The following is a 26,277-nucleotide window of genomic DNA, read 5'->3' on the forward strand; positions in this document are numbered from 1 at the left end:
TTTTACTTTTGAACTGCTTCGTTATTTTCTTGATTTCTAAAGCAGAGGTTCTGTATTCTGTGTCTTTCAAATGCACTCGGCTTTACATTTTGCTATACCTGATGCTGACGAAGCTGTACTTCCTTTTCGCTTTCCTTTATTGATCTTATGTCAATATTAAAGTCTGCTGTATGGACTTTTCCATGTATTTTAAACTGCACCCACATCTTGTATTTACCAGCCTTTGTAATGTTTGTTTCTGCGTATATCGGGTATTGTACATGTGGTATGGGCCGGATCTGTAAAAACTCTTTATCCGTCTTATTGATCATTAATATATGAGCTGATGTTCCCAAATACTGTTCCAAACTACTGTTATGCAGTTTCTTTTCGCATTTTTCGATGGCTATCTTTATACGTTGTATGTTGCCGGTTTTAAAATTATCGGTATTTTCAAGGATAATTGTATAGTCATCTATGTAACATATCTGTTTTTTTGAAGTGACCTCACGAGAAGTCATATAGTACCCTTTCACTTCGATTTCTAACATGTTTAAGACATGTTCTTTGCCAAGAGGTTTAAAATAGGTGAACAAATGGTATTTTCCACCGTTATGAAAAGTCTGTGTTATAGCATAGCTACCGTCTTGCTGCAGCACTGGATGGATGTGTCTGAACCAATTAAGATCTTCACTAATGACCATGACATGAATGTTCATTTCATCAGAAATGTCCAATGCTACTTGTTTTTGTTTTTTTTTGATTGCAAATAGTAGTCTAACGGGATGTCCTGCTTCAATAATCTGTGGTAAAGTTGCTAATTGTACCTGATATTGATCTGGATTTTCCTGTTGAACAGATCTCAGATCCATTCCACATGTCGAACAGCTGTTGCCTTGAGTCCCGTTTACTTCGGGGGGCATAGGACAGGTGTATATGCTCATCTGAGGTGCATGGCGGTGGTTTTCCATATCTGAAGATTTGCTTTGGGTGTAATTGCGGAATTTCGATATGCTTCCGCAATTACTTAACCCAAAATTCTTAGTGTTTAAAGAATCTGTTTAATTCTTTTTTAAGATTTTAAAGGTTCGATTTTAAAACCTGATTTCTCTACGATCTCGATAACTTCCTGTTCCGATATCCCATCTGTCTTAACTGTAAGTACTTTATCTCTACTGGCTACGTCTACTTCCCAATGGTTAATACCCGTTTTATCAGTTAGAAAAGGAGTTACTTTGGTTACACAGCCACTGCAGTTAATATTGGTCTTGAATTGAAAATTTTGATTATTGCTTTCCATTTTATTTTATTTTATTTTATTTTTTAGCGTTTGTTTATAATACAAATTTCAGTAAAAAAATACGGTGGCACTTTACGTTATTTGCTATTTGATTTGTAATATTTACTGATTATAGTCATGCTATTGATCATGCTGTTTTTATTATCGTGTCATGTGTAATCTTGCTCTCAATAGTATCCCGGATAGTGTTGAGAAGGCGTCATACTATTATGCGATGACAATGGAAACAGACTGATCTAAAGGATAGCTTTGGCAAAGTAGAATTTTACCTTCAGTGACTTCTTCATCCGAGAGGGCATAATTGTTTACCATTTTGATCTGACCATTTTCTTGGATTGCCCAACATGAACCGCAGGTGCCTTTTTTACATGAACTGGGCACGTGAATGGCATGGGCACTAATGGCTTCTAAAAGGGATTGCCCTGGTTGCACATCAATGAGAGAAGTACACTCGTAGGTCTGTTCTTCATTGTCTCTGTAATGAGTCTCAAAGTAGCTGACCAGTATTTCTTTGTGTTCTTCGTTCTCAATAACGATGATATTATCGGTTATGACCGGATCAAAATATTCGGTATGGATATTTGATTCGGGTATCTGTAAAGCGCGCAGTGTCTCACGATACAACTGCATCAGTTCTACTGGACCACATATGAAGTAATGAGCTTTATTTTTTTGCTTTATATACTGTCCAATCAAGCTTTTAATGATCGGTTGAGAAAATCGACCGGAGATACTGTTAATGCCTTTAATCTCTTTATTAAGACGCGTAAATGAATGAAAAATACGCAACTGCTTGTTCTTTTCCATTTCTTCCAGTTGGAATTTGAATATGGTGTCCTCCGGGCTGCTGGTGGAATATAGCAACAAAGGGGGATAAGTGGTTTTAATAAGACTTTTTAGCATAGAGAATAAGGGTGATATTCCACTTCCACCTGCAAGAAAAACAAGTTCTGAATCAGGGATAATATGTTTCTTCAAGATAAAGTTGCCTATAGGTGCATCGATATCCCACTCGCTAATATTTTTTGCATTGTCCACTAGATAATTGCTCATTTTTCCCCCAGCAACTCGTTTAACTGTAATGGACGGGAATTTATCGGCAGGTGCGGAGCTAAAGGAATAGGATCTCTTTAAGGGTTCTCCGTTAACAATACAGGAAATATTAAGATACTGACCAGGCTGATATTCAATCGTATCCTGGTCAGTACTGAAAAATATGGTTACAGCATCTTTGGTCTCCTGTATAACCTGATGCGTGGTCCATTTATATTTTTTCATATGGTTTTAACGTTTACTTTTTAAGTGTCTTAATGAAAATTACAGCCATGACTGCTGCAATGAGACATATGATGGAAGCTGCAAAAAAACCGGTTTGAAAACCTGTGTTCAAAGCGGTAGCTTCTGTGGCTCCTGTTGCTTTTATAGCATTGGTTTTTGCCGCGGAAATGGCAACTATTATAGCCAGTCCTAGAGCTGAACCGATTTGATAGCTGGTATTTACCAGACCGGAAGCAAGGCCGGTTTCTTCAGGTTTGGCACCCGACATCGAAGCGATAGTGCCAGGTATATACGTTAGTGACATACCTAAAGCGCCTAATAAAGATGCTGGCAATACATTGATTATAAATGTACCATCAGAAGGGATTGTGCTAAAAAGAAGGAGTGAACCTGCTAAGGCAAGCAGACCTGCTACCATATTTGCTTTGAAGCCAAATCCAGCGACTAATTTACCTGTAAGACCAACCATCAGAAACATGATCGCAATTGTCATCGGTAAAAGAGCAAGTCCACTATTGAAAGCTGTGTAATGCAGGGTTTGCTGCAGGTAAAGATTGAGAAAAAACCATAAGGGTATCCATGCTGCCGCTAATAATGCCATCACCACGTTACCTGATAAAAGATTAGGGACTTTAAAAATAGCAAGGGGAATTAAAGGCTCCCTTTTCTGTTTCTGTATGATAATGAATATAATGAACAGCAACAATGATAAGCCCAGTAATCCACTGGTTTGGACTGATATCCAACCGGCATTTTCTGCAGATATAATAGCATATACCATTACAATAAGGGCTACCGTTGCTAAAATTGCACCGACGATATCTACTTTTCCTTTACGGGTAGTTCCTTTGAACAGTAGTTTTTGACTGAAGAATAATACAGCAAGTCCTACTGGAATATTAATTAAGAATAACCAATGCCACGAGAGCCATTCGGTTATGGCTCCACCAAGGAATACACCGGCTGAACCACCTGCAGCAGCAGAAGCCCCCCAGAAACCTAATGCTTTATTAAGTTCTTTGGGATCGGTAAATTTGGACAGTACTAAAGTAAGTGCTGCAGGGGCTATAAGTGCAGATCCTAAGCCCTGTAAAGCTCTTCCGGTATTGAGGGCGGCCTCTGACCAGGCCACACCTGCTAAAAGTGACGCTCCTGAGAGAATGGCAAAACCCCACATGAAAATCTTACGTGCGCCAAAGAGATCGGATAAACGTCCTCCTAGCAATAAGAAACCTCCAAATAGAATTACATAGGCATTAAAAATCCATTGTAAGCCACTTTGTGAGTAGCCAAGATCGGCTTTTATTGCCGGTAATGCCACGCCAATAATAGAAGTGTCCATGATCACAATAAATTGTGCGGTACATAGTAAAAATAATGCTGCCCAGCGTTTACTGTACGGAGCAGTTGGATTTACGGTACCTGTTTTATTTTTATTCATTTTTTATTTAATTAATGGTAAGTAATTATAGGCTTAGCTGCCCGATAGCATGTTTTAATTTTACATGTAGAACCTGTATCTTATATATCGCATTGAGGTTGTTGATCTTTGCTTGTGTCAATGCCAGTTCCGCATCTGTCAACTCAAGTCTTGACCCCAGACTGTTTTTGAAACGGTCATCTACCATCTGATGGTTTAATGTGGCAGACTGCACCGTTTTTTCTTGGATGTTTAATTGGTTAACTGCTTCCTTCCACTGACTGATCAACGTTGCAAGCTCGGTTTTAACTTCATCTTTTAAATCGTTTAATCGTATTTCTTCCTGTCTCATTTTGATTTTGGACTGGTTGATTTTGGACTTGGTACGGTTGCCATTGAAAACAGGTACTGTAAGCTGGAGCCCTAAGAAGGATGTTCTGGGTAATGCATATTGACCAAACTTAAAATTATCCGCTTGTGCCTGCAGCTGATACTGACCGATTAGAGAAAGCTGTGGCAATAGCTCTGCTTGGATCACCTTCATATTTTTCTGTTGCAGTGCTATGGTAAGTTCTTGAATACTGAGATCTTTTCTGTTTTTTTCGGCAATAGCCAATGCGGCATCAACTTGATGAAACTCATGCTGACTTGTTTCGATGTTCAGTTCTAGATTGTCAGATAGCTCAATTTCTGCAGGATCTTCTAGTCCGATCAGTCTTTTGAGTTCAATGCCTGCTACCGTTACATTGTTTTTTAAGTAAGAAACGGATGATTCCAAATTTGCGACAGCAACGAAACTTCTTAATGTATCTGATTTTAAACCTCTGCCTTGGGCCAATAATGAACGGGAATCTTGCAGTGCTTTTTTATTTCTCTGAAGACTTTGTTCTAGTAGATCAAGCTGACTGTTCATCATCAACAGATCAAGATAACGTGTAGAGACCAAAAGGGCAATCTGGCTTTTGAGGTCAGCTGTTTTTTCATTTTGAATCGATTCATTAATCTTTGATACTTTTTTCTGTCGCTGTATGCCAGGTGCAAGAATGGATTGGTGCAGTGTTACAAAAACATCGTAAGTGTTTTTCCCGCCGAAAGCTACATCTTGAACAGGTTTGTCCGTGCCGGCAAATGAACCAGGAAGAAAGATGATCGGTCTTTCAAAATAACGCGAGTAGGCAGCATTAGCCGATATACTCGGAAGTAATCCACCTTTGACTTCATTGGTTATTTCTCGTGCATGGATTTCTTCCAGTATTTGCACCTGTATTGCTTTATTTCCCTGTTTTGCCATTTCCAAAGCATCTTTGAGTGCCAGCATTTTTTTCTGGGCATACAATGGTTTACTGCTACCAATGAGTAGCAGTAGGGTAACGATGTATAGGATATTTGTTTTCATTGAATTATAATTTGTGGTGATGTTCACTTGTTACGGTATACATGCTTTTCCTTTATTTTTTGCTAAGCAAATCGCTGCTTATTGCGGAGGAAATGAAACCATCATGAGCATATTTTTTCCCTTTTAGATTTATTTGTAACCCTATTCAAGATATTTCGATCGCTTCATCGTTTTTTTGTGTGGGTATGCTCATGATCTGTTTCAGTTTAACTTAATGTTGTATTTCGATAGCGCGCTGTTCAGTTGGTTCCTCAACAACAGCTTTTGAAGTTTTCTTACTTGATAAATACGAGTAAACTGCCGGAATAATAAATAGGGTGAGGATACCTGAAAAGACAAGTCCTCCGGCAATCACGATTCCTAATGACTGGCGGCTATTGGCTGTCAGTGCAATGGGCAATGCACCAAATATCATGGCAAGAGACGTCATGAGGATCGGTCTAAAACGCTGCTCTGCAGCTTGAATTGCGGCATCGTATTTCGAAAGGCCTGTTTCCTTGAGGTGGTTGGCAAATTCAACGATCAGAATTCCGTTCTTAGTAATCAGTCCTACTAATGTAATAATCCCGATCTGGCTGAATACATTTAAACTCTGCTCATACCAGTAAAGACTAAGCACTGCTCCAGCAATTGCCATGGGTACGGTAAGCATAATGGTAAGTGGATCGCGCATGCTTCCAAATTGTGCTGCCAGAATCATATAAATAAGTACGAGTGCCAGGATGAGAGTAAAGGTGATATTGCCTTGACTTTCGGTATAATCTCTGGACTGACCGGCAAGTGAACTTTTGAATGTTTCGCCCAGTACTTCTTTTTTTATTTTTTCGATTTCCTGTATACCTTCTGCGAGACTTACTCCTGGCGCTGTTGCTGCAGATACAGTTGCTGATGTATACTGATCATAGCGATAAATGGCCGCTGGACTAACGGCTTCTTCCATTGTTATCAGGTTATTAAGTGGAATCATCTGTCCTGAAGTTGAACGGACATAAATCGTATTCAGATCGCTTTTATCATTTCTGTACTGGCGGTCTAATTGTCCGATCACTTCGTACTGGCGGTCGTTGCGTAAGAAATATCCGTAACGCTGTCCTGAGAACGAGAGCTGTAAGGTCTGGGCTATTTCTTCGATGGACACGCCCATCATAGAAGCTTTTGCACGATCGATATTTACTTTCACCTCAGGTTTGTTGATCTTAAGATCAGCGTCAATGAATAGCAGTTTTTTACTTTGGCGTGCAGCAGCCAGGAATTTTGGAAGCACAGTCGTCAGACTATCTAAGTTCGGAGCCTGAAGAACATATTGAATAGGCATACCACCACCATAACGGGTTCCGATTGTTGGAGGTAAATAAGGGAAGAGCAGAAAGCCTCTAAATTTACCCGCAGCTGCTCCATATTGGTTATATAGATCCTGAATGCTGGATTTTCTTTCCTTTGGATCTTTAAGATAGATACTCTGCACGGCTACGTTGACCGGTGCTGGGGCCGGAATGAATGAAATAGCGACCATGGAGTAGGTTTGGTACAATCCGTCGGTCGAGTCATTTACATACTTTCCAACTTCGGTCATATGCTTTTTCATATAATCAAAAGAGACACCTTCAGGAGCTATAGCGATGAGGTTCATGTTAGAACGGTCTTCTACTGGTGCTAGTTCTGAAGGAAGTTGCTTACCTATAGCATAAATAAGCAGGGTAGTGCCTGCTAAGAAGACCCAAGCTAACCATCGAACGCGCATAAATGCAATCAGTAAATAGGCGTAGCCATTGTTTAGACTAACGAAAAAGGGTTCGGTGAAACGATAGAACCAACTCGGTTTTTCTTTTTTCTTCAAAAAGTATGCACTTAGCATAGGGGTCAGTGTAAGTGCTACAAATGCTGAGACCAATACTGATCCTGATACGACAATGGCAAATTCTTTGAAAAGTTGTCCACTGATACCACCCATAAAAATAATGGGTAAAAATACGGCTGCTAACGTAATTGTCGTGGAAATAACGGCGAAATAAATCTCTCTTGTACCTTTAAATGCCGCCTGAATAGGGGACATACCCTCTTCAATTTTTTTATAGATATTTTCTAACACGACAATCGCATCATCTACGACCAGTCCAATGGCAAGTACCAATCCAAGAAGTGTCAAGATATTGATCGTGAAACCGGCAATATACATAATGAAAAATCCGGAAAGAATGGATACCGGAATGGCAAGAACGGGAATAATAGTAGATCTCCAGTCTCTCAGGAATAGAAAGATAATCAAAACCACGAGTCCGAATGCTATGAATAACGTTTCTTCGACCTCTTTAATAGATTCGCGTACGGAGCGCGTATAGTCAAACCCTACGATCAAACGATATTCTGAAGGAACTTCTTTTCTTAATTGATCTAACCTTCTGTAAAACTCATCGACGACTTCTATGGCATTTGCTCCACGTTGTATCTGAATAGCAACACCGACACCGATACGGTTCAGATTTCCTGTTTCGTTGATGATGGCAGTACGTTCATTCTCTTCTCCTAATTCGGCTGATCCAATATCTTTTAATCTGATGATGGTATTGTCAACTTGCTTAATGAGCATTTCTTCAAAATCTTTTACAGAAGTTAGGCGTCCCATCGTCCGGATGCTTAGCTCACTGTTGTTTCCTTCGATTCGACCTGCCGGCAAGTCAATATTCTCGCGGAGTAATGCTTGTCTTATATCGGCAGGAGTAAGTTGATATGCCGCAAGTTTTGCTGGTTCAAAGCGCAATCGCATAGCATACTTATGCTCGCCTACTATGGCTACATTATTAATACCAGGGATAGACTGCATTCTATCTTTGATAGTCGTAGAAGCAAGGTGACTTACTTCTTTTATATTTTTGGTGTCGCTTTCCACTTCCAGGAATGCCACCAGATTGTCTGGTGATGATGCCTTTTGTACGATTGGTGGATCGACATCGCTCGGGAGCTGTTTACGAGATTTGGAGACTTTGTCTCTAACATCGTTCAGCGCATCCTCAATGTCAATTTCCCGATTAAATTCGATTGAAATAACACTTACCTGTTCTCGCGATTCGGATGATATGGTCCGTATCCCACTTGATTCGGCAATGGATTCTTCCATCGGTCTGGTCAGTTTAGATGCAATTACATCTGGACTTGCACCAGGATAGAAGGTAATGACCGTAATGACGGGTGGTTCTGTTAACGGGAATTCGCGGATACCTAATTGTTTCCATCCTATTATTCCTAATATGACGATAAGGAGAGAAAATACCCCGGCCAAGACGGGTTTTTTTATACTTAAATCTGATATACTCATGAAGCTAAGATTTGAAATTAATTAATTTGACAGGACAGCTTTTACAGGGGTACCGTCTCCTAAGCGCAGCATATTGGAAACAATGATGCTGTCGTTTGGCATGATACCAGACGTTATGATTGCGTCCTTTTCTGTTCTGTTACTTACGGTGACTGCCATCGGTTTTGCAACCCCATTTTTGATCACAAAAACAGCATAGCCTTTTTCACCTGGTGATAAAGCCTCAGTTGGAACTGTTATTCCTTTTGCACCTTGATTATTTACTTGGAAGTACACTTTAGCCGATAGACCTGCCCGGAATTGTCCGTCAGCATTATTTGTTATTGCTTGTACCTGTAAGCTTCTGCTTTGTGCTTCAAGACCTGGTTCTGTAGCTGCTATTGTAGCGAAATATTCGGTATCGGATAATTCGGATGTAAACTTAATTTTGCTTCCTGTCTTTATCAATGGTAAGTATTTTTCTGGGACAGAGAAGTTGATCTTAATAGCGCTTTGATCCTGTAAGGTCACGAGTGCCTCTCCGGGAGATACATAGGCTCCGAGATGTACTTTTGAAATACCAATTTTCCCGGAGAATGGCGCCCGGATTATGGTCTTTTCTAAATCTACTCGAAGCAGCTGTTCTTGTGCATTTAAAGATTCGAATCGCATAACGGCCTCATCATATTCTTGCGGTTTTACGGTTTCGGTTTTTAATAGATTGCCAAGTCTTTCTTTATTCAATTTAGCGAGATTCAATTCGGCACCTACTTGTTTCAAACGGGATCTGATATCGGCATCATTGAGTTTGTAAAGTACGGTTCCTTGACTGATATAACTACCATCTTTAAAAGATACCTGAGTAATCTTCTGAGGGAGCTCGCCAACTATGGAAACTTCTCGATAAGGCATCATGGTGCCGACGACGGCTTCTTTTTGATCGAGTTGCTCTTCCTGTGCGATGATGATATCTACGGGTAATTTACTGGCATCTGCGGACGGTGTTGGTGCTTTTTCTGACGTTTTTTCTTGTTTATTTTCACAAGAAATAAGTAAGATGCTGAGTATGGGAATTAAAATTCCTAATCTTTGTATTGTGTATTTGTATAACATGTTTTGATGTTTTATTTTTAACAATCGATTAAATTTCATTGCCAAAATTAGATACAAATGCGACCGTACTTTTACAGAATTACAGATAAGAGTTATGATATTTATTTTGATGTTTTAGATCGTTTTTTGCTGAATGGCGTGAGTGGAATCGCTTAACATCTTGGCAAAAAATAGGAACTCCTGTTCATGTATATAAACAGGAGTTCGAATAAATATTTGAATTAATTAATGCGGTCTATTAACGCTAATTTTCTTTAGCAGTTTTCTAAACTTGGTTTTTATTTTTTGATTGCTCTTCTATAATTGCTAGTTTATTGCGTTTCATTCTTTTATAATGGGAAGATGTAAAACCTGTGTATTTCTTCAACTGGTTTGACAGGTGTGCAGGACTACTGTACCCTAGACTATAGGCAATTTCAGATAAGGAGAGTTGTGTATAAAATAACAGTTCTTTTACTTTCTCTATCTTCCTTGAGATAATGAATTTTTCAAGTGTCAATCCTTCTGAGGATGAGAATAGTGCACTTAATGAATCATAATCTTTACGTAATTCGTCGCGGATAAGTGTTGAGAATTTAATGCGTTCGCCAGTGTCTAATTGTTTTTGAATGCCTTTTTCTACAGCGCTTTTAATCTGCGAGATGAGTCTCTGATCTTTGTTATATAGTAAATCAAAACCATACTTCTGCAACATGGTTTTGATAACTTGCTCTTCAAGGATTTTATCCCTTACTTTTAGAATTACTTCACCTAAGCGTATGTCGGAAATCTCCAAGCCAAGCTTTGGTAATTCTTCTGACAGAATGTATATGCACCTATCGCACACCATTCCTTTGATTAATAGTTTCATGGATAAAATAAATGTTTAATATTGATTGTGTTATGTGATCAAAATTGCGTTTTTATCAGTAATAAAATATTACGTTATTTCTTGTTTATTTTATGAAATTTTAAGAATCATGAAAATAATCGACAAATTTATTAGCATAAAAAATTACAAACTAAACAAGTAAAAGCAGCAATAATTTACGATCAATCATACAGATTTTTGTATGAAGTAAAAACGTGAAAAAAATGAAAAATAGACAAAATACGGAAGATCAAATTTTAAATGTGCTTAAAGATTATGAATCAGGAAAAAGTGGTACGGAGCTGTTTGCTAAATATGGTGTATCAGGGACAAATATTTTTGAACTGAAGAAAAAATATAAGGACTTAGGGACAGATATCTTGAAAGAGTTTATAGATCTACATGACGAAAATTATAGGTTGAAAACGATGTATGCTGATTTAAGTTTGCAATACCGTAAACTGAAAGATGTATTAAAAGAGGATTTCTAAATGAAATATCCGATAAGTAGTATCTGTCGGGAAAAAGTGTTCAATAAAGTAGGTATAAACAGGGTGTTATTATTAATCAGCTATGATCTAAACATAATTTCAGGGATACTTTATTGTATTTTAAGGTATCCCTGAAATTTAAAATCTTTTAATTGCCACAACAACCTGTTGCACAACTTGAGTCTTGTGTGATGTTATCTGCGACTTTATAGCCCGCTTTTTCAATCGTTTCAATTACCTCCTTTTTTTCATTGTCATCTTCATAGTTGATGAACAACTTGCCACTTTCAATTTTTTCGATTGTAATGCCTGCGATACCTTGCACAGCACTGTTCACTCTTGTTTGGCAATTAGCACTCTGCATGTCTGGTATACTCAATTCTATTTTTTTCATTTTTAACTAATTTTGATATAGCAAATTACCGGATAGTTATTGAATCCTATATTACACTTTTTCCTATTTGATTTGCGATATTTACTGATGGAATGGTGTATTGTGTCGAAGTCGAGACTGTTCTCTGTAATTGATGAAGGTGGTTCAATAGAAAAGGCGGCCCTTAATGATGGAACCGCCGATTTAAATATTGTGCTTTTTATTTAAAGTCGAAATTATAGTTACTGTTTTTTTGCAATAGGTGTGTAGTCGGGAAGATTAGTTACTCTTATCGTATCGATCCCTTCCAAAGACCATGTAATAGGAAGCATGGTCATATAGCCGCATTTCGGACATTGGTCTCCTTCTATACCGATCATCTCCTTATGTGATGGACAACCTGTAATAAAATTACCATTTTTATCAAGTGCGTGACCGAGTTCATTTTCGTACTTGTTTACTCTTTTTGTTGCCCCATTATTCTGAGCAACTTCCGTATGATTGGGGGTATCTCCATCTTGATGATCATGTCCTTTTTTTGCACTTGTGTTATCGCTGGCACAAGCTGATAAAAATGCAATTGCCAAGGTCAGTATCGCTATTATAAATTTGTTTATTTTCATATTGTTACGATTAATAGTTTATCATCTTCTAGCTCTTATTGGGTTATTTTTTCCATTTTAACCGCAAGCTATTGCTTACCACACTTACACTGCTTAGGGCCATTGCTGCTCCAGCAAACATGGGATTGAGCAAGAAACCATTGATCGGAAAAAGAATTCCTGCAGCAATGGGAATGCCGATAAGATTATAGATAAATGCCCAGAACAGGTTTTGCTTAATTGTTGCTACAGTCTGTTTCGAAAGACGTATAGCCTGTGAGATTTTTGACAAGTCGGATGAAATAATAGTCATTTTGGCGACATCCATTGCTATATCACTTCCCTTACCCATGGCAATACTGACATCTGCCGTAGCTAGTGCGGTACTGTCATTAATACCATCGCCTACCATTGCTACTGTTTTACCTTCTTGTTGTAGTTTTTTTACAAAATCAGCTTTATGTTGCGGTAGTACTTCGGCCTTGTAGTTCGCTATGCCCGTCTGCTGCGCAATGGCTTTTGCGGTAGCTTCATTATCACCTGTAAGCATATACAATTCGATGCCCATCCGTTGCAATTGCTTAATGGCCTCAATAGATGTTTCTTTTATCTTGTCTGAGATTGCGAGTACGGCCAATGCTTGATGACTGTCTGCAAACCAGATAACTGTTTTTGATTGTTCACTCCATTTATCAGCTTGCAGCTGTAGTTCATCTGTAATACTGATATTGTTTTCCAGGAGTAATTTTCTATTACCTGCCCAATAATTTTCATTATTGTAACCTGCTTTTGCACCTTTGCCTGTTATACTTTCAAATGTGCTTAGTGAAACGGGAGCTGTACCTGCCATATGTTTAACGACTGCTTCAGCTAAAGGGTGTTCAGACTGTTTTTCTAAACTGAATAAAATCTGCTTTACTGTTTCATCCTCATTTAACCATTTGATACCGGTAACTTGTGGTTTTCCTTCCGTGATGGTTCCAGTTTTATCCAAAACAATCGCATTTACTTTTTTTGCTAATTCAAGACTTTCAGCATCTTTAATCAAAATTCCATTTTCTGCTCCCTTACCAACACCGACCATAATTGCGGTAGGTGTAGCTAATCCCAAAGCACATGGACATGCAATCACTAATACTGTTACTGCAGCCAGAAGACCCTGTACTAAACCGCTTTCGCCACCTAATACAATCCATAACACAAAAGTGATAAGCGCAATGCCAATAACTACGGGAACGAAGATACCTGCGATTTTATCGACAAGTTTTTGTACAGGAGCTTTGCTTCCTTGTGCATCTTGAACCATTCTTATGATTTGCGCAAGCATTGTTTCCTTACCAACTTTGACCGCGGTAAATTGGAAACTTCCCTTCTGATTGATGGTTCCTGCAAATACTTTCTCATTTTCGATTTTCAACACAGGAACAGGTTCTCCACTCAACATACTTTCATCAACATAAGAATTACCTGATTTTACGATACCGTCTACAGCAATTTTTTCTCCCGGCTTTACCAATATAACATCTCCTGCATTTACATCTTCAATTGCTGTTTGTTTCTCAGTACCGTCAGATTGTATTACCATCACTGTTTTAGGTTGTAATCCCATCAGTTTTTTTATAGCCGACGAGGTGTTTCCTTTCGCTTTTTCTTCAAGTAGTTTTCCTAAGAGAATAAATGCGATAACCACGGCAGCAGCTTCAAAGTAAACGTGTGCGTGTAATCCTCTTGCATGCCAGAAATCGGGTGCAATCATATTGAATACACTGAATATATAGGCTATACCTGTGCTTAAGGCTACTAGGGTGTCCATATTGGCCGAACGGTGTTTTGCTTGTTTCCATGCATTGATATAAAAATCTTTACCTAACCATAGGACAACTGGTGTGGCAAAAAACCACATGATTTCATTGCCATAGGGCATATCCATAAAAAACATACCGATAGTCACTACAGGAAGTGAAAGTAGGATCGCCCAAATGGTTTTATTTTTTAGTGTACGGAATTTCTTTTCATGTATTGCCTCTAACGTCTCCTGTTCTTTGGCTTCGTCTTCAATGAGTAAATCGAATCCGATGGACTGCACTGCTTTTTGGAGCGCTAATGGGTTGGTCATATTGGGAAGATACTCTACGGATAGTCTTGCTGTAGCAAAATTGACAGCTGCATTGACGACGCCGTCAGCATATTTAACACCGCTTTCTGCACTGATGGCACAAGACGCACAGGTCATATTAAGGACAGGAAAGGATTGTTTTACAGTAGTAACGCCATAACCTAAATCCTGGATGGCTTTAACAGCCGCCGTCACGGTATCGGTATCATTGACCGTTATCGTTGCACGGCGATTGTTTAGCTCTACTTTGTGGCTTTCAATACCTTTAACCTGTGCTAATCCTTTATCTACAATCAAAGCACAATGTTCGCTGTCTACATCTTCTAAAGGAAGGAATATTGGTTGCCTATTATTCGTTGCCATATTTTGTATCTTTTATTTTATGATACAAAGTTGAGAACAATTAAGGTTTTGGGTATTGCACTTTAATGGAAAAGAGTTGTAAGATTTACACCTCGTCCAACGGTGTTCTTTTGTCTTCTTTGATCTGCTTGAACTGACTTGGTGTAAGCCCTGTTACTTTTTTGAACTGGTTGCTTAAGTATGCAACACTGGAATAGTTAAGGCTGTCAGCAATTTCGCTTAAAGACAATTCGTCGTATCCTAACAGTTCTTTGACTTTTTCAATCTTTTGGGCAATAAAGTATTTTTCGATCGTCGTGCTTTCAACTTCTGAGAATAGGTTTGAAAGATAATTATAATCATGTTGTAACTTATTGCTCAAAATATCGGATAGGTTATTTTTTGTTTCACTGTCTTGGTAATGTACCAATTCAATAATAACGTTTTTGATACCCTCAATGATTTGACTTTTTTTATCGTCAATGACTTCAAATCCTCTTGCTAATAGATTTTCATTCAGCATTTTAATTTGATCGTCCGATAATTCTTGCTTCAAAGCCACTTTTCCAAGGGTCACATTTTCTGTTTGAACGTCAATTTTTTTTAATTCACTCTGTACCACCATGATACAGCGGCCGCATACCATGTTTTTTATATATAGTGTTGCCATATTTTTTCTTTATATGCTAAAATAATGTATGAAATCGAACAGGTAAATGTACAATTAATATTTATAGGTCATCAATTTTTTAAAAATTTGGCGCTATTCCTAAGTGCATATGCTTGTTGTTTATAAAGGATTAATGGGTATCATACTGCGACCCCTAATCGACCTATGCATTGTTCGTTAAACTTCCTCTTTGATCAGAATCGGGTAGGGGTATTCTGTCTTTCTAGGATAAGTTTTTAGAGTTAGAGGAAGGTTTGCCGATATTTCTGAGGGCTGATTCCTATCAATTCTTTGAATAGGTTTGAAAAAGTCGGAATACTGTCGTAACCGATTCTGTAAACAATTTCGCTAATATGCAGGGATTGGTCTTCTAATAATTCTAATGCGAGCTGCATACGGCTTAATTTTATAAACTGAAAAATGGTTATATCTGTTTCTTTTTTAAATTGTCTTGACAATGTCCGCTCGGGAATATTTACGTGTTTGGATAAGGATGTTATTGTAATCTGTTCACTGATTGATTGCGTAATATATTCAACAACTTTTAGGAGTGACTCGGACTTTGGTGGTTGTGCATGAAGTTTTAGGGGGCTGACTAATATATGTGATAACATTTTTTTTAAAGACGCTAATCCAACTTCTTTCAGTTCTTTATCGGACCAATATTGTACGCCAAAGGCTAAAAGATTATCAAGTAAGTTTGATGGAGAGAAAATAGCGATATTTCCCCAATGTGCAATAGGGTACTGTTCCTTATTCAAATCAAGAAAGATCGTCTTGAGTTTTAAATTGGGCGACCTTGATATTAATTTATGTTTGACATGTGCGTCAACATAAGCGTAGTGGCGGGCAGGAATACAAAAACTTCCCTTTTCTGAGTAGAGATATATGGCGCTCATTTCGGGGGAGATCAGCTGTGCTTTTTCATGATCATGTATCTCGGTATTAAATTGACCAAAATACCGGATCTCAATATCTCCATCTTCAATAACTTTTGTACAATCTAGTGTTGATATATAAGCTTTTGGCATAATTAGATAAGTATTGCTCTATTTTCAAATATAACAAAATAAAATCTGTCTTTATTTTTGGGAAAAAGAAATAGGATGAATAAGAAAAAAATAGATATTTTCGATACAACTCTTCGTGATGGCGAGCAGGGACCTGGGTGCTTGCTGACTCTTCAATCAAAACTGGAAATAGCCGAACAGCTTGAATTTCTCGGTGTTGATATTATAGAAGCCGGTTTCCCTGTGAGTTCTCCTGCAGATTTTAAAGCCGTACAGGAAGTTTCAAAATTAATTAAAAATGCTAAAGTGTGCGCATTGGCAAGAGCTCGTGAACTGGATATTGACATGGCGGTTGATGCCCTCAAAAATGCGGTGTGCCCTCGTGTGCAACTTGGTATCGGGACTTCGGATATTCATATTAAAAATAAATTTAATAGTACCAGAGATGAAATTTTAGCCGTAGCATTTAAAATGGTGCGGTATGCATCAAAAAAAATTGAAGAGGTGCAATTTTTTGCTGAGGATGCTGGTAGAGCTGATAATTTATTCTTAGCAAAAATGGTTGAAAATGTAATTGATGCGGGAGCAAAGGTTGTTAATTTACCGGATACAAATGGTTTTTGCACACCATTTGAATATTATGAAAAGATAAAATTTGTGATTGACACTGTTCCGAATATTCATAAAGCTAAAATCTCTGTCCATTGCCATAATGATCTGGGAATGGCGACTGCAAATACGATCGCAGGTCTGCTGGCTGGAGCTAGCCAAGCGGAAGGGACTGTGAATGGTGTTGGTGAAAGAGCTGGAAATGCCGCTTTGGAGGAAATCATTATGACGCTTATGATTAAAGATCTGCCTGTGTATACGACTGTGAATCCGATCTATATTAGTAAGTTGAGTAAAATGGTCGAAAGGGCTATGTCGAATGCTGTTCAGGCGAATAAGGCTATTGTTGGGAGAAATGCATTTGCGCATTCTTCGGGAATTCATCAAGACGGTGTACTCAAGGACAGAAGCAATTATGAAATAATCGATCCTGCGATGATCGGTTTCGAGTTACCGGATCTTATACTGACAGCCCGAAGTGGTAGAGCTGCATTGAAAAATAGGATACAAACGCTAGATATACAATTTGTAGAAAAGGAATTTGAGCTATATTATGACTGTTTTTTGCGGTTAGCGGATACTAAATCTATTGTAACTGATGCTGATCTCGTGGATTTATGTCATGATATTAATAAGAGATAAGCTGACGTGTTGAATTTCCTGATTCTTTATAGCATAAGATAGGATCATTTTTTAACATATGTAAAATTTATAATCAATGCTTTTGGTCAATTTTGTACTCCGCATGATAGGTTGATTACAATAGATATATAAAATTGAATTGATTATAAATGAGTAAGTATGGATCTTAAGAAGATATTAGTGGAAATTTATCCATTGCCTGAAGAATCGATTTCGAAGTTGATGCTATTAATTCGAGAAGTGCATTTTCCAAAGGGGCATATTATTATTAAAGCTAATAAAATCGAAAAGTCGATCTATTTTATCAAAAAGGGAATTGTCCGAGCTTATGCTGAGCATGAAGGTTTACAACGTACTTTTTGGTTCGGTGAGGAAGGTGAAACTATTCTTTCCATGAAAAGCTATGCTGAAAATGAAAGGAGTTATGAATTTATAGAATTAATGGAACCTTGTCAACTTTATGAACTTGAGATAAAAGCAGTAAAACATTTATTTAACGAAGATATTTACATTTCTAATTGGGGTCGAAAACTTGCTGAAAAGGAATTGATAAAAGTTGAAAATAAATTGATATCCCGGGAGATACAATCTGCAAAAGAAAGGTATGAGTTGTTGGTGAGTAAAAATCCGAGTTTATTGCGTCGGATACAATTGAAATATTTGGCCTCTTACCTCGGGATAACGCAAGTTACGCTAAGTAGGATCAGAAAAAAAAGTTAGGGCAATATTATTATAACGCATTTAATAATGAACGTTTTATTTGCTGCAAGGAGTAATTATAAAAGGGTTTTCATCCAATTGACTGAAAACCCTTTTGTTATTTTAGTTCGGAGGTCTGGTACTGCTGGATTCATTAAGAAAGAACTTATTTGTATGTAGGTATTATTTAACATATGTAAATTTTTATCTGTTTTTGATTTATCAATTTTACACCCATATTAAATATGATTTGCTAAATAAACAAAATTCAGATATGGAAAAAACGATAGGATCGGTTAGGCAGTTTCTTGAAGCTAATTTTTTACATTTTAATGCGGCGAGTCTGGTTGACGCAGCGAAAGGTTATGAAGCTCATTTGGAGCAGGGGGGTAAAATGTTGGTTTCATTAGCCGGAGCAATGAGTACTGCTGAGCTGGGAATTTCATTGGCAGAAATGATTCGACAGGATAAAATCGCGATCATAAGCTGTACGGGTGCTAACCTCGAGGAAGATATTATGAATTTGGTTGCACACTCGCATTATAAAAGAATTCCAAATTATAGGGACTTAACTCCTCAAGATGAGTTAGATCTTCTTAACAGTAAATATAACCGCGTGACGGATACTTGTATACCGGAAGAGGAGGCATTCCGGAAAATACAGGTTCATATTGAGAAAATCTGGAAAGATGCTGAGCAAGCTGGTGAAAGATTTTTTCCGCATGAGTATATGTATAAACTTTTATTAAGTGGTGTTCTTAAGGATGTATATGAAATTGATCCTAAAAACTCCTGGATGCTTGCCGCAGCGGAAAAGAATCTACCGATTGTGGTCCCAGGATGGGAGGATTCGACTATGGGAAATATCTTTGCTTCCTATGTTATAAAAAATGAATTAAAATCATCAACGGTTAAGAGCGGTATTGAATATATGGTCTGGTTAGCTGACTACTATGCGAAGCATGCTATTGATCAAGGTATCGGTTTCTTTCAAATTGGAGGTGGAATTGCGGGCGACTTTGCGATGTGTGTAGCGCCAATGCTGGAGCAGGATCTTGAAATGGAAAATATTAAAAAGTGGCGATATTATTGTCAGATCACAGATTCAACTACTTCGTTTGGTTCGTATTCCGGATGTATCCCGAATGAAAAAATAACCTGGGGTAAACTGGACGTGGATACTCCTAGTTATGTTATTGAGTCCGATGCAACAATAGTTGCTCCTTTGATCTTTGCCTATCTTTTAAATCGATAACATATTTCTTCATTATGGTGTGCATCTCGTGATGCACACCATAAATCTAAAATTTTTAATAATTGAATAATGCATGATATCAAAAATCTGAGATGGTTCTGTTTGTTTCTTTTCACACTGTTTGTGTCTGTATCAAAGGGGAATGCTTCGGATGCAAAGAGTTCTCAAAAGGAAAATATAGATCGCTTCATACAGCACCATCTGGAGGATGACTATTATTTTTCGTTGTTTAAAGACGAAGAGAATAACCTCACTTATGGATTTCCTTTGCCAGTGATATTAATAGATGAGGGTATTAACATATTTTCATCATCTAGGTTTATCCATACGGATGGTCCTGTCCAGATCGAGGATAAGTTTTATCGTATAGATCATAATAAAATTTATCGAACTGATGGGAATGGGGATAAGCTAGTTGAAGCTAATAAATTTGTAAAACCGATCGATTTGTCTATTACAAAAAATGTTGTTGGTTTGATTTTGACTGCTGGTTTAATGTTTTTTATGTTTATAGCATTGGCAAGATCATATCGGAAAAATAAGCTGCCACAGGGATTTGGACGAGTGTTAGAGCCTCTTATTATCTATGTGCGCGATGAAATGGCTAAGCCTAATATCGGCTCTAGATATCAGGAGTTTTTGCCTTATCTTCTTTCTGTTTTCTTTTTAATATGGATTTTAAATCTGATTGGGTTAACTCCTTTAGGTTTTAATATTACTGGAAATATTACGGTAACATTATGTTTGGCTTTATTTACTTTAATCATTACCAATATGAAGGCATCTAGGAGTTATTGGAAGCATATTTTCTGGATGCCAGGTGTTCCAATTCCTTTTCGTATCGCATTGATGCCGATTGAGGTTATCGGAATTTTTACCAAAGCTTTCTCATTAATGATTCGACTGTTCGCCAATAATGTAGCTGGTCACACTGTTATTATGGGGCTTATTGCAATTATTTACTTATTGAATAATCAATTGACATTGGGGGGAAGTATTGCTGTTTCACTTTTACTGACTTCCTTTTTGTTTATTATCAAGTTATTGGCGGCATTTTTACAGGCATATATCTTTACAATGCTTTCCTCTCTTTTTATTGGACTGGCGGTGCAAGAGGATGAGCATCATTAATTCATGACGGGGGCTAACTTCAGCTTAGGCATATTTTTTTTCCTAACAACTTCGTACCGCTCATAACAAAGGAGCTGTATGAAGTTGTTTTTAATATGGACAGGTTTACATCAGTCCAAATTTCAATCCGATAAAAAAAGTTCTTGGTCGACCAGGACCATAAATATAATTACTGTCTCTATTTTTACCGATATCAAAATCTTTCTGATATTGATTGAACATATTCTGAATACCAATATTGAATTGAAGATCTTGCTTAATTTGTTTTAAGGTAAATCGATAGGATAATTTGATGTTATTTTCTAAAAATGTGGGTGAGGTGTTAAGGACATCCTGATCAATGCCTGGGGCACCTGCAAAATGAGGTACTTTCATCGGACCAGTCAAAACTCCTGATAAAACGGCATTGAAGCGATTCTGGGGCCAAAAACTGAGTGTATAATAACCGTAAAGATCGGGCGAACGCAGATATTTTCTTGTTCCTGAAATAGTTGAAGACCAAGATACGGCTTCATCATAGGTTGATTTTTGGAATGTTAAACCCGTCTCAAGCTGTATTTTCTGATCATAATTGAATCTTCCTTCAGCTGTGATTCCTCTTACGGATGAGCTGGATCCATTTTTTCGTAAGAGTTGCTGATTGTTATTTTGATCGGTACCGATTTCTTCTAAAACAAAAGTATTATACAGCCGTGTGAAAAAGCCATCTACCGTGAAACCGTAGATAAAATGTTCGCTTGCTTTATTGAAATCTAATGAAACGTTAAAGCTATTGGATGTTTCTGCGATCAGGTTGTCATCTGTTCTAATGACGGAAACTCCACCTCCGGCAAAAGCCATATGCATGTCGGTTTCTAATGCTTGCGGTGCTTTAAACCCTCTCGCATAGGATGTGCGAAGCTGGGTTTCACTACCCAATTTATATAATGCACTTAACCTAGGGGTCAGTACAAGTTTATCTATACGATTGGATTTATTTAACCGTAGTCCTGATAGAACGGTTAATTTTCGGGTTACTTCCCAGTCACTTTGTAAAAAAGCACCCAATAGATTGACATGCTGATCAATAAGATAATCATATGCCTTAATTTCATCGAAAGTGTATTCATATTGATTTTCAATTCCGGTGGTAAAGGTGTTTTTTCCATTCAGAAAATCAGAGCTGATGTAATTGTATTGGACTCCGCTTTGAATGGAGTGATTTTTTGTATGCCCCCAGGCATCGATCTGATCTATACCTGTATAATGTGTTCTTTTTGTGTTTTGAGCAGCGCCATAAACGCTAAATGAGCTTTCTTTATCCTTTGCCTGATGTTCATAATTGAAGCCTCCCACTAAGATATTATGTAATCGATACTCGGACTGGTCGGCTTTGTCGGCCTGTAGATCTAATTTATTTCCACCTTTTCTTTCTTCGTTAATACTCCAACCATTTATTTCTAGTTTATCCTGAGGAGATAACTTAAAAAATGAATTGAAACCAAAGGAGTTGTTTTGTAACATGGGCATTTCGGAAAACCCATCGCCATTTGCATCGTAAGAATTACGATTGCGGTTAGATGCAAAGAAAGAAACTCCCGCATTTTGCTCTTCATTGACTGCTGTTAGATTGGCATTGAAAAAATGATCCCAGGTTTTGTTGCCCATTAATGAACTGTTATTTGAAAGTGTAAAAGAGCTTTTTTTGGCTTGCTTGGTTAGAATATTGACTGTTCCGGCTATAGCTGAAGAACCATATAAGACTGATCCGCCACCTCTGACGATTTCAACACGATCAATCATGTTGGCAGGTATCTGTTCTAATCCATATAAACTCATCAACGAACTAAATACGGGCCGACTATTAATTAAAACCTGTGAATAAGAACCTCCTAATCCATTCATCCGCAATTGAGAATAGTTGCAGGTCTGACAGTCTATTTCCATACGTAGACCGGGCTGAAAACATAATCCGTCTGCTAAGGTGTTGGATTGTGTGATGTTGAATGTTCTACTATCAAGGATATTGACTGCTACAGGACTTTCGGATTTTTTGCGTTCCGTGCGGGTACCGGTTACAACGACACTATTTAAGCGATTGCTGATCGAGGTCAATGCTACATCTCTTACTTGAAGTTTTGTATCTGCTATTGTTAACGTTAAAAGCTTTGTCGCAAAACCAATGAAACTTACTTTGATCTGATGCGAACCTACAGGGATATTTTGCAATTCATAATTTCCTGTGCTGTCTGCTTTTGTGGCAAGACCTAATAGGGGAATGCTTACTGTGGCCCATTCAATAGGTTCTCCTTCGCTATCTGTTATTTTACCTTTTAGACGTGCAGTTTGGGCAGAAAGAGTCAAACTCATCAAAATGAGGACTCCTGTTATTAAAAAAATGTTAATGTTCATTATGTAAATATTATTTGTTAGTCATGCAAATCTATAAAGTTTGTATGAACTAACAAATTATTTATAACAATATTGTTAGATTGTGCTAATAATTAGTAGTTTTGTTATAATGATATCACAGACTGAAGAAAATTATCTGAAAGCATTATTTGCTTTGACGAGTACAAAAGGTGAAGCCAGCGTAAATGAATTAAGTAAACTGCTGGATATAAAAATGCCTACCGTTAATGGTATGATGAAACGCCTCAGTGAAAAGGATTTTGTTATTTATGAGAGTTATAAACCTTTGAAACTTACGGAAAAGGGTAAGAAAGAGGCATCATTGATTATTCGGAAGCATCGTCTTACGGAAATGTATCTTGTGGAGAAAATGGGTTTTGGCTGGGAAGAGGTACATGATATTGCGGAACAAATTGAACATATAAAATCTCCGGCATTTTTTGAGAAAATGGATGAAATTTTAGGTTTTCCTGAAGTGGATCCTCATGGTTCTCCCATACCAGATGTAAATGGTAAATTAAAATTAAAAGAGTTTATTAAATTGAGCGATTGTAAAAGTGGTGATGTCGTAAAATTTATGGCTGTTAGACCTTCTTCGGAAGAATTGCTTAAATTTTTAAATAGCCGTCAATTGATTCTTGGGGCTGTGATTACGATAAAATCTGTTGAATTATTTGATAAGAGCATGTCTGTTAGTTACTCGGGTGATGGAACCGAGGTTTTAAGTAGTATGGTATGTGAAAAATTGCTCGTAGAACATATCAGTAAATAGGATGGTCTTTTTGCTAATGCCAGCAATTAGTAGTTTTAGAAATTGTAATTTTAAGTTTCTCATACTATTTTGAAGCTTAAAATGCTTTGATCTTTTAGGATTACTTGTAACATTTTGAGTACCAAAACTCAATTTTAGAACAGCTCAATGAGTTGTTTTTTTTATAATCAAACGTTTGACTAGATTGTCTAGGGACTTTCGGATAATTATCATCCGTTTCTGGAGAATCTGGTGTAAAAATTGCCTTTAATGTATATTATTATATATTTGAAATACAATGGAAGGAGGGGCTTATTGTTATCGTTTTTATGTGCGTCGATAATTAAGATCTGCTCGTTTTGTCATATTTCAAACCAATAATTATGTACCTAAGATATCAATTGTTATCATTTATTCTTTTTGTTTGCATGTACTCATTTGCTGTGCAAAAAACTGAAAGTTATCCTCGAAAATCTAATCAGAACTTGGCATTGCGTCTAGATGGCCATGATAATGATGTAAGAACGGGGATGGGTGTTTTACGGAATGAATGGACGATAGAAGCATGGATAAAAGGTGATGATCGTATATGGAAAGAATATGAAGCTATTTTTGGTGGAGGTGAGTATAGCGATCTAAATAGTTGTGATAATATGCCGTTAGTGGTTAAAAATGTTTATTTGCATAGTAATGGCGCAGGGATTACTGCTCCAGAGAAATTGGATGATAATTGGCATCATGTAGCGGCTTCCTGTAATGGGATGTCTACCTTTTTATACTTAGATGGTAAAGAAGTGGCTCGTAAAGATACAGTTGTTGCCATATTGCCGGGCGCAATCGGTCTTAACGAGAAAAAACAAAGTTTTGGCGGATTGATTGATGAGGTTAGAATATGGTCAAAAGCTGTTTCTATCAACGTAATCAAAAAGTGGAAAAATAAATCTGTTGAAAGATCGCACCCCCAGTTTTCGACCCTTGTAGGCTATTATACATTTGATGATTTTAAAGATGTGGTATCGGTAAACTGGGTAGGAAAGGGACATCTATCTTATCACTTGAGAAATGGGCGCAGTGACTATTATGGTGAGCTTCCTATGGCATATACGGTAGAAAATACCAATGTTTCTTTTCAAAATTTTAATAAGAAACAGCAATTGTTTAATGCGGTCGTCGTACAGAATGAATGGGATTTAGAGCAAGGTACTGTAGATGGGCAGCTGTTAAAATTGAGGATCGTGGTACAGGGGGATCAAAAAGCGCTTAGCTTGGACGAAATTAATCTTGATCTCACGCAAAACTCTTCCTTGAAGGATCTCAATGAAATAAAATTGTATTATACGGGACAGTATCCTAAATCGAATATTAAACAGCCTATTTTTGATGGTACACAGCATCTCGAAGGGAAGATGATTTTTAGGAATAAGGATGTAAAGGATAAATTTTACTTAAAACCAGGTGTTAATTATTTTCTCGTCAGTGCTGCTGTTCAAGATAAAGCGGAAGTCGGGCATCAACTGGGTGCGCTCATTACTCATTTCGTTTTGTCTGGAAAAAAATATAAACCTGAGATCGAGGAATCAAAGGTGAAACAGTTTGTTACTCCTAAAGACAAGAATAATTTTGTTAAAGTGCTACAATGGAATATCTGGCATGGTGGAGTGCATTTGGGTAAAGATAAAGGCCGAGAACGCATTATTGATTTGATCCAAACTTCTAATGCGGATATTATTACCATGCAGGAAGGGTATGGTGCACAGGATACGATCGCAAAAACTTTGGGATTTTATTTACAAACCAAATCTTCAAAGGACAATCTGGCATTGTTCAGTAGATATCCTATCAAGAAGATCCAATCAAGTGAACCGTTTAAATCTAATCCTGCAACGATCAAACTACCTAATGGACGTGATATTATAGTGAATGGCTGCTGGCTTAGATATGCGTATCGACCTGAATATACAAGTGGTTATCAAAACTTTGGTATGGAACCTAAAACCTGGGTTGCAGAAGACGCTATACTTTCTTTGGTGGATGTGAGAAATTTATTAGAAAAGGATGTTGATCCTTATGTTGAATCTGTAGATCAACCTATTATAATAGGCGGAGATTTCAATTCTTATAGTCACCTGGACTGGACAGAGAAAACTAAAGATCTGCATTTTGGTTATGGTGCTGTACCATTTCCGACATCGAAGTTTATGATAGAAAACGGTTTTAAGGATTCTTTTCGTGAAATTAATCCTGACGAATTAGGTAATCAGGGCGGAACTTTTGCACCTATATATGGTCAAATGCCTGATGCCAGAATAGATTTTATTTACTATAAGGGGGCTATTCAGGCTATCTCATCAAAAATCATTAGGACAAGTCCGGAAATTGATGACGTTTGGGCTTCTGATCATGCTGCTGTGATGACGATCTTTGAAACTACGTTAGGTAAAAATATTAATAAATAGATCTCGATCGTACTTTCATGAAGAATTAAAGTTATTAGCAATTGTTTATTTGATCTATACTTTACTAATTGTTCTGAAACCAAAATTCGGGAACAGTGTATCGCGCAAAAA

Annotated in this window: 21 protein-coding genes; 7 read left to right on the top strand and 14 right to left on the bottom strand. The window is 37.5% G+C overall.

The features are described from left to right. Positions 1-92: 92 nt before the first annotated feature. The 8 genes from ACFS6I_RS13315 to ACFS6I_RS13350 form a co-directional block, all read right to left on the bottom strand. Positions 93-950: a heavy metal-binding domain-containing protein gene (locus ACFS6I_RS13315; protein WP_380921285.1), complete on the bottom strand. Its 858-nt coding sequence runs from the start codon at positions 948-950 to the stop codon at positions 93-95. 101 nt (positions 951-1,051) lie between these two features. Further along, positions 1,052-1,279, bottom strand: coding sequence for a heavy-metal-associated domain-containing protein (locus ACFS6I_RS13320; RefSeq protein ID WP_021191694.1), 228 nt, complete (start codon positions 1,277-1,279; stop codon positions 1,052-1,054). Positions 1,280-1,486: 207 nt separating this feature from the next. Further along, positions 1,487-2,557: a flavin reductase family protein gene (locus tag ACFS6I_RS13325; RefSeq protein ID WP_380921287.1), complete on the bottom strand. Its 1,071-nt coding sequence runs from the start codon at positions 2,555-2,557 to the stop codon at positions 1,487-1,489. A 13-nt stretch (positions 2,558-2,570) separates the two neighbouring features. Then, on the bottom strand, positions 2,571-3,998 hold the full coding sequence (locus ACFS6I_RS13330; protein WP_380921289.1) for an MFS transporter: 1,428 nt from the start codon (positions 3,996-3,998) through the stop codon (positions 2,571-2,573). Between the two features lie 25 nt (positions 3,999-4,023). Continuing rightward, complete coding sequence (locus ACFS6I_RS13335; protein WP_380921291.1) at positions 4,024-5,373, bottom strand: TolC family protein; 1,350 nt, start codon at positions 5,371-5,373, stop codon at positions 4,024-4,026. Between the two features lie 211 nt (positions 5,374-5,584). Next, positions 5,585-8,686 carry an efflux RND transporter permease subunit gene (locus ACFS6I_RS13340; RefSeq protein ID WP_380921293.1) on the bottom strand — a complete coding sequence of 1,034 codons (3,102 nt, stop codon included), beginning with the start codon at positions 8,684-8,686 and terminating at the stop codon, positions 5,585-5,587. A gap of 21 nt (positions 8,687-8,707) precedes the next feature. Then, on the bottom strand, positions 8,708-9,778 hold the full coding sequence (locus ACFS6I_RS13345) for an efflux RND transporter periplasmic adaptor subunit (protein ID WP_380921295.1): 1,071 nt from the start codon (positions 9,776-9,778) through the stop codon (positions 8,708-8,710). A 265-nt stretch (positions 9,779-10,043) separates the two neighbouring features. Beyond that, positions 10,044-10,628 carry a helix-turn-helix domain-containing protein gene (locus ACFS6I_RS13350; RefSeq protein ID WP_380921297.1) on the bottom strand — a complete coding sequence of 195 codons (585 nt, stop codon included), beginning with the start codon at positions 10,626-10,628 and terminating at the stop codon, positions 10,044-10,046. A gap of 224 nt (positions 10,629-10,852) precedes the next feature. Between ACFS6I_RS13350 and ACFS6I_RS13355 the strand changes: the two genes are divergently transcribed. After that, complete coding sequence (locus ACFS6I_RS13355; protein ID WP_380921299.1) at positions 10,853-11,119, top strand: transposase; 267 nt, start codon at positions 10,853-10,855, stop codon at positions 11,117-11,119. A 148-nt stretch (positions 11,120-11,267) separates the two neighbouring features. On the opposite strand, the gene ACFS6I_RS13360 is transcribed toward ACFS6I_RS13355, so the two are convergent. From ACFS6I_RS13360 to ACFS6I_RS13380, 5 genes are all read right to left on the bottom strand, one after another. Next, positions 11,268-11,513, bottom strand: a complete 246-nt coding sequence (locus tag ACFS6I_RS13360) for a heavy-metal-associated domain-containing protein (RefSeq protein WP_380921301.1) — start codon at positions 11,511-11,513, stop codon at positions 11,268-11,270. A 221-nt stretch (positions 11,514-11,734) separates the two neighbouring features. Then, positions 11,735-12,115 carry a hypothetical protein gene (locus ACFS6I_RS13365; RefSeq protein WP_346600331.1) on the bottom strand — a complete coding sequence of 127 codons (381 nt, stop codon included), beginning with the start codon at positions 12,113-12,115 and terminating at the stop codon, positions 11,735-11,737. Between the two features lie 43 nt (positions 12,116-12,158). Continuing rightward, complete coding sequence (locus tag ACFS6I_RS13370; protein ID WP_132841841.1) at positions 12,159-14,573, bottom strand: heavy metal translocating P-type ATPase; 2,415 nt, start codon at positions 14,571-14,573, stop codon at positions 12,159-12,161. An 85-nt stretch (positions 14,574-14,658) separates the two neighbouring features. After that, positions 14,659-15,222: a helix-turn-helix domain-containing protein gene (locus tag ACFS6I_RS13375; RefSeq protein WP_380921304.1), complete on the bottom strand. Its 564-nt coding sequence runs from the start codon at positions 15,220-15,222 to the stop codon at positions 14,659-14,661. Positions 15,223-15,464: 242 nt separating this feature from the next. Beyond that, positions 15,465-16,253 (bottom strand): helix-turn-helix domain-containing protein, encoded by a 789-nt coding sequence (locus tag ACFS6I_RS13380; RefSeq protein ID WP_380921306.1) that lies wholly within the window; start codon positions 16,251-16,253, stop codon positions 15,465-15,467. A 75-nt stretch (positions 16,254-16,328) separates the two neighbouring features. On the opposite strand from ACFS6I_RS13380, the gene ACFS6I_RS13385 reads away from it, so the two are divergent. From ACFS6I_RS13385 to atpB, 4 genes are all read left to right on the top strand, one after another. Next, a complete protein-coding gene (locus tag ACFS6I_RS13385) occupies positions 16,329-17,483 on the top strand; it encodes a 2-isopropylmalate synthase (RefSeq protein ID WP_380921308.1) in 1,155 nt (384 codons plus the stop codon). Positions 17,484-17,642: 159 nt separating this feature from the next. After that, entirely contained in the window at positions 17,643-18,203 is a 561-nt protein-coding gene (locus ACFS6I_RS13390) for a Crp/Fnr family transcriptional regulator (RefSeq protein WP_208701938.1), read from the top strand. Between the two features lie 253 nt (positions 18,204-18,456). Continuing rightward, a complete protein-coding gene (locus ACFS6I_RS13395; RefSeq protein WP_380921310.1) occupies positions 18,457-19,437 on the top strand; it encodes a deoxyhypusine synthase family protein in 981 nt (326 codons plus the stop codon). A 69-nt stretch (positions 19,438-19,506) separates the two neighbouring features. Beyond that, positions 19,507-20,568 carry a F0F1 ATP synthase subunit A gene (atpB, locus tag ACFS6I_RS13400; protein ID WP_380921312.1) on the top strand — a complete coding sequence of 354 codons (1,062 nt, stop codon included), beginning with the start codon at positions 19,507-19,509 and terminating at the stop codon, positions 20,566-20,568. Between the two features lie 105 nt (positions 20,569-20,673). Here the strand turns inward: atpB and ACFS6I_RS13405 are convergent, their stop codons facing one another. Further along, complete coding sequence (locus ACFS6I_RS13405) at positions 20,674-22,959, bottom strand: TonB-dependent receptor (RefSeq protein WP_380921314.1); 2,286 nt, start codon at positions 22,957-22,959, stop codon at positions 20,674-20,676. A gap of 109 nt (positions 22,960-23,068) precedes the next feature. Here ACFS6I_RS13405 and ACFS6I_RS13410 point away from each other — a divergent pair, with 109 nt between their 5' ends. Both ACFS6I_RS13410 and ACFS6I_RS13415 read left to right on the top strand, forming a co-directional pair. Continuing rightward, on the top strand, positions 23,069-23,731 hold the full coding sequence (locus tag ACFS6I_RS13410) for a metal-dependent transcriptional regulator (RefSeq protein ID WP_132841854.1): 663 nt from the start codon (positions 23,069-23,071) through the stop codon (positions 23,729-23,731). Between the two features lie 422 nt (positions 23,732-24,153). Continuing rightward, positions 24,154-26,166 carry an endonuclease/exonuclease/phosphatase family protein gene (locus ACFS6I_RS13415; protein ID WP_380921317.1) on the top strand — a complete coding sequence of 671 codons (2,013 nt, stop codon included), beginning with the start codon at positions 24,154-24,156 and terminating at the stop codon, positions 26,164-26,166. Positions 26,167-26,277 lie beyond the last annotated feature (111 nt).

It is taken from the genome of Sphingobacterium anhuiense (assembly GCF_042686355.1).
GTDB classification, from domain to species: domain Bacteria; phylum Bacteroidota; class Bacteroidia; order Sphingobacteriales; family Sphingobacteriaceae; genus Sphingobacterium; species Sphingobacterium anhuiense.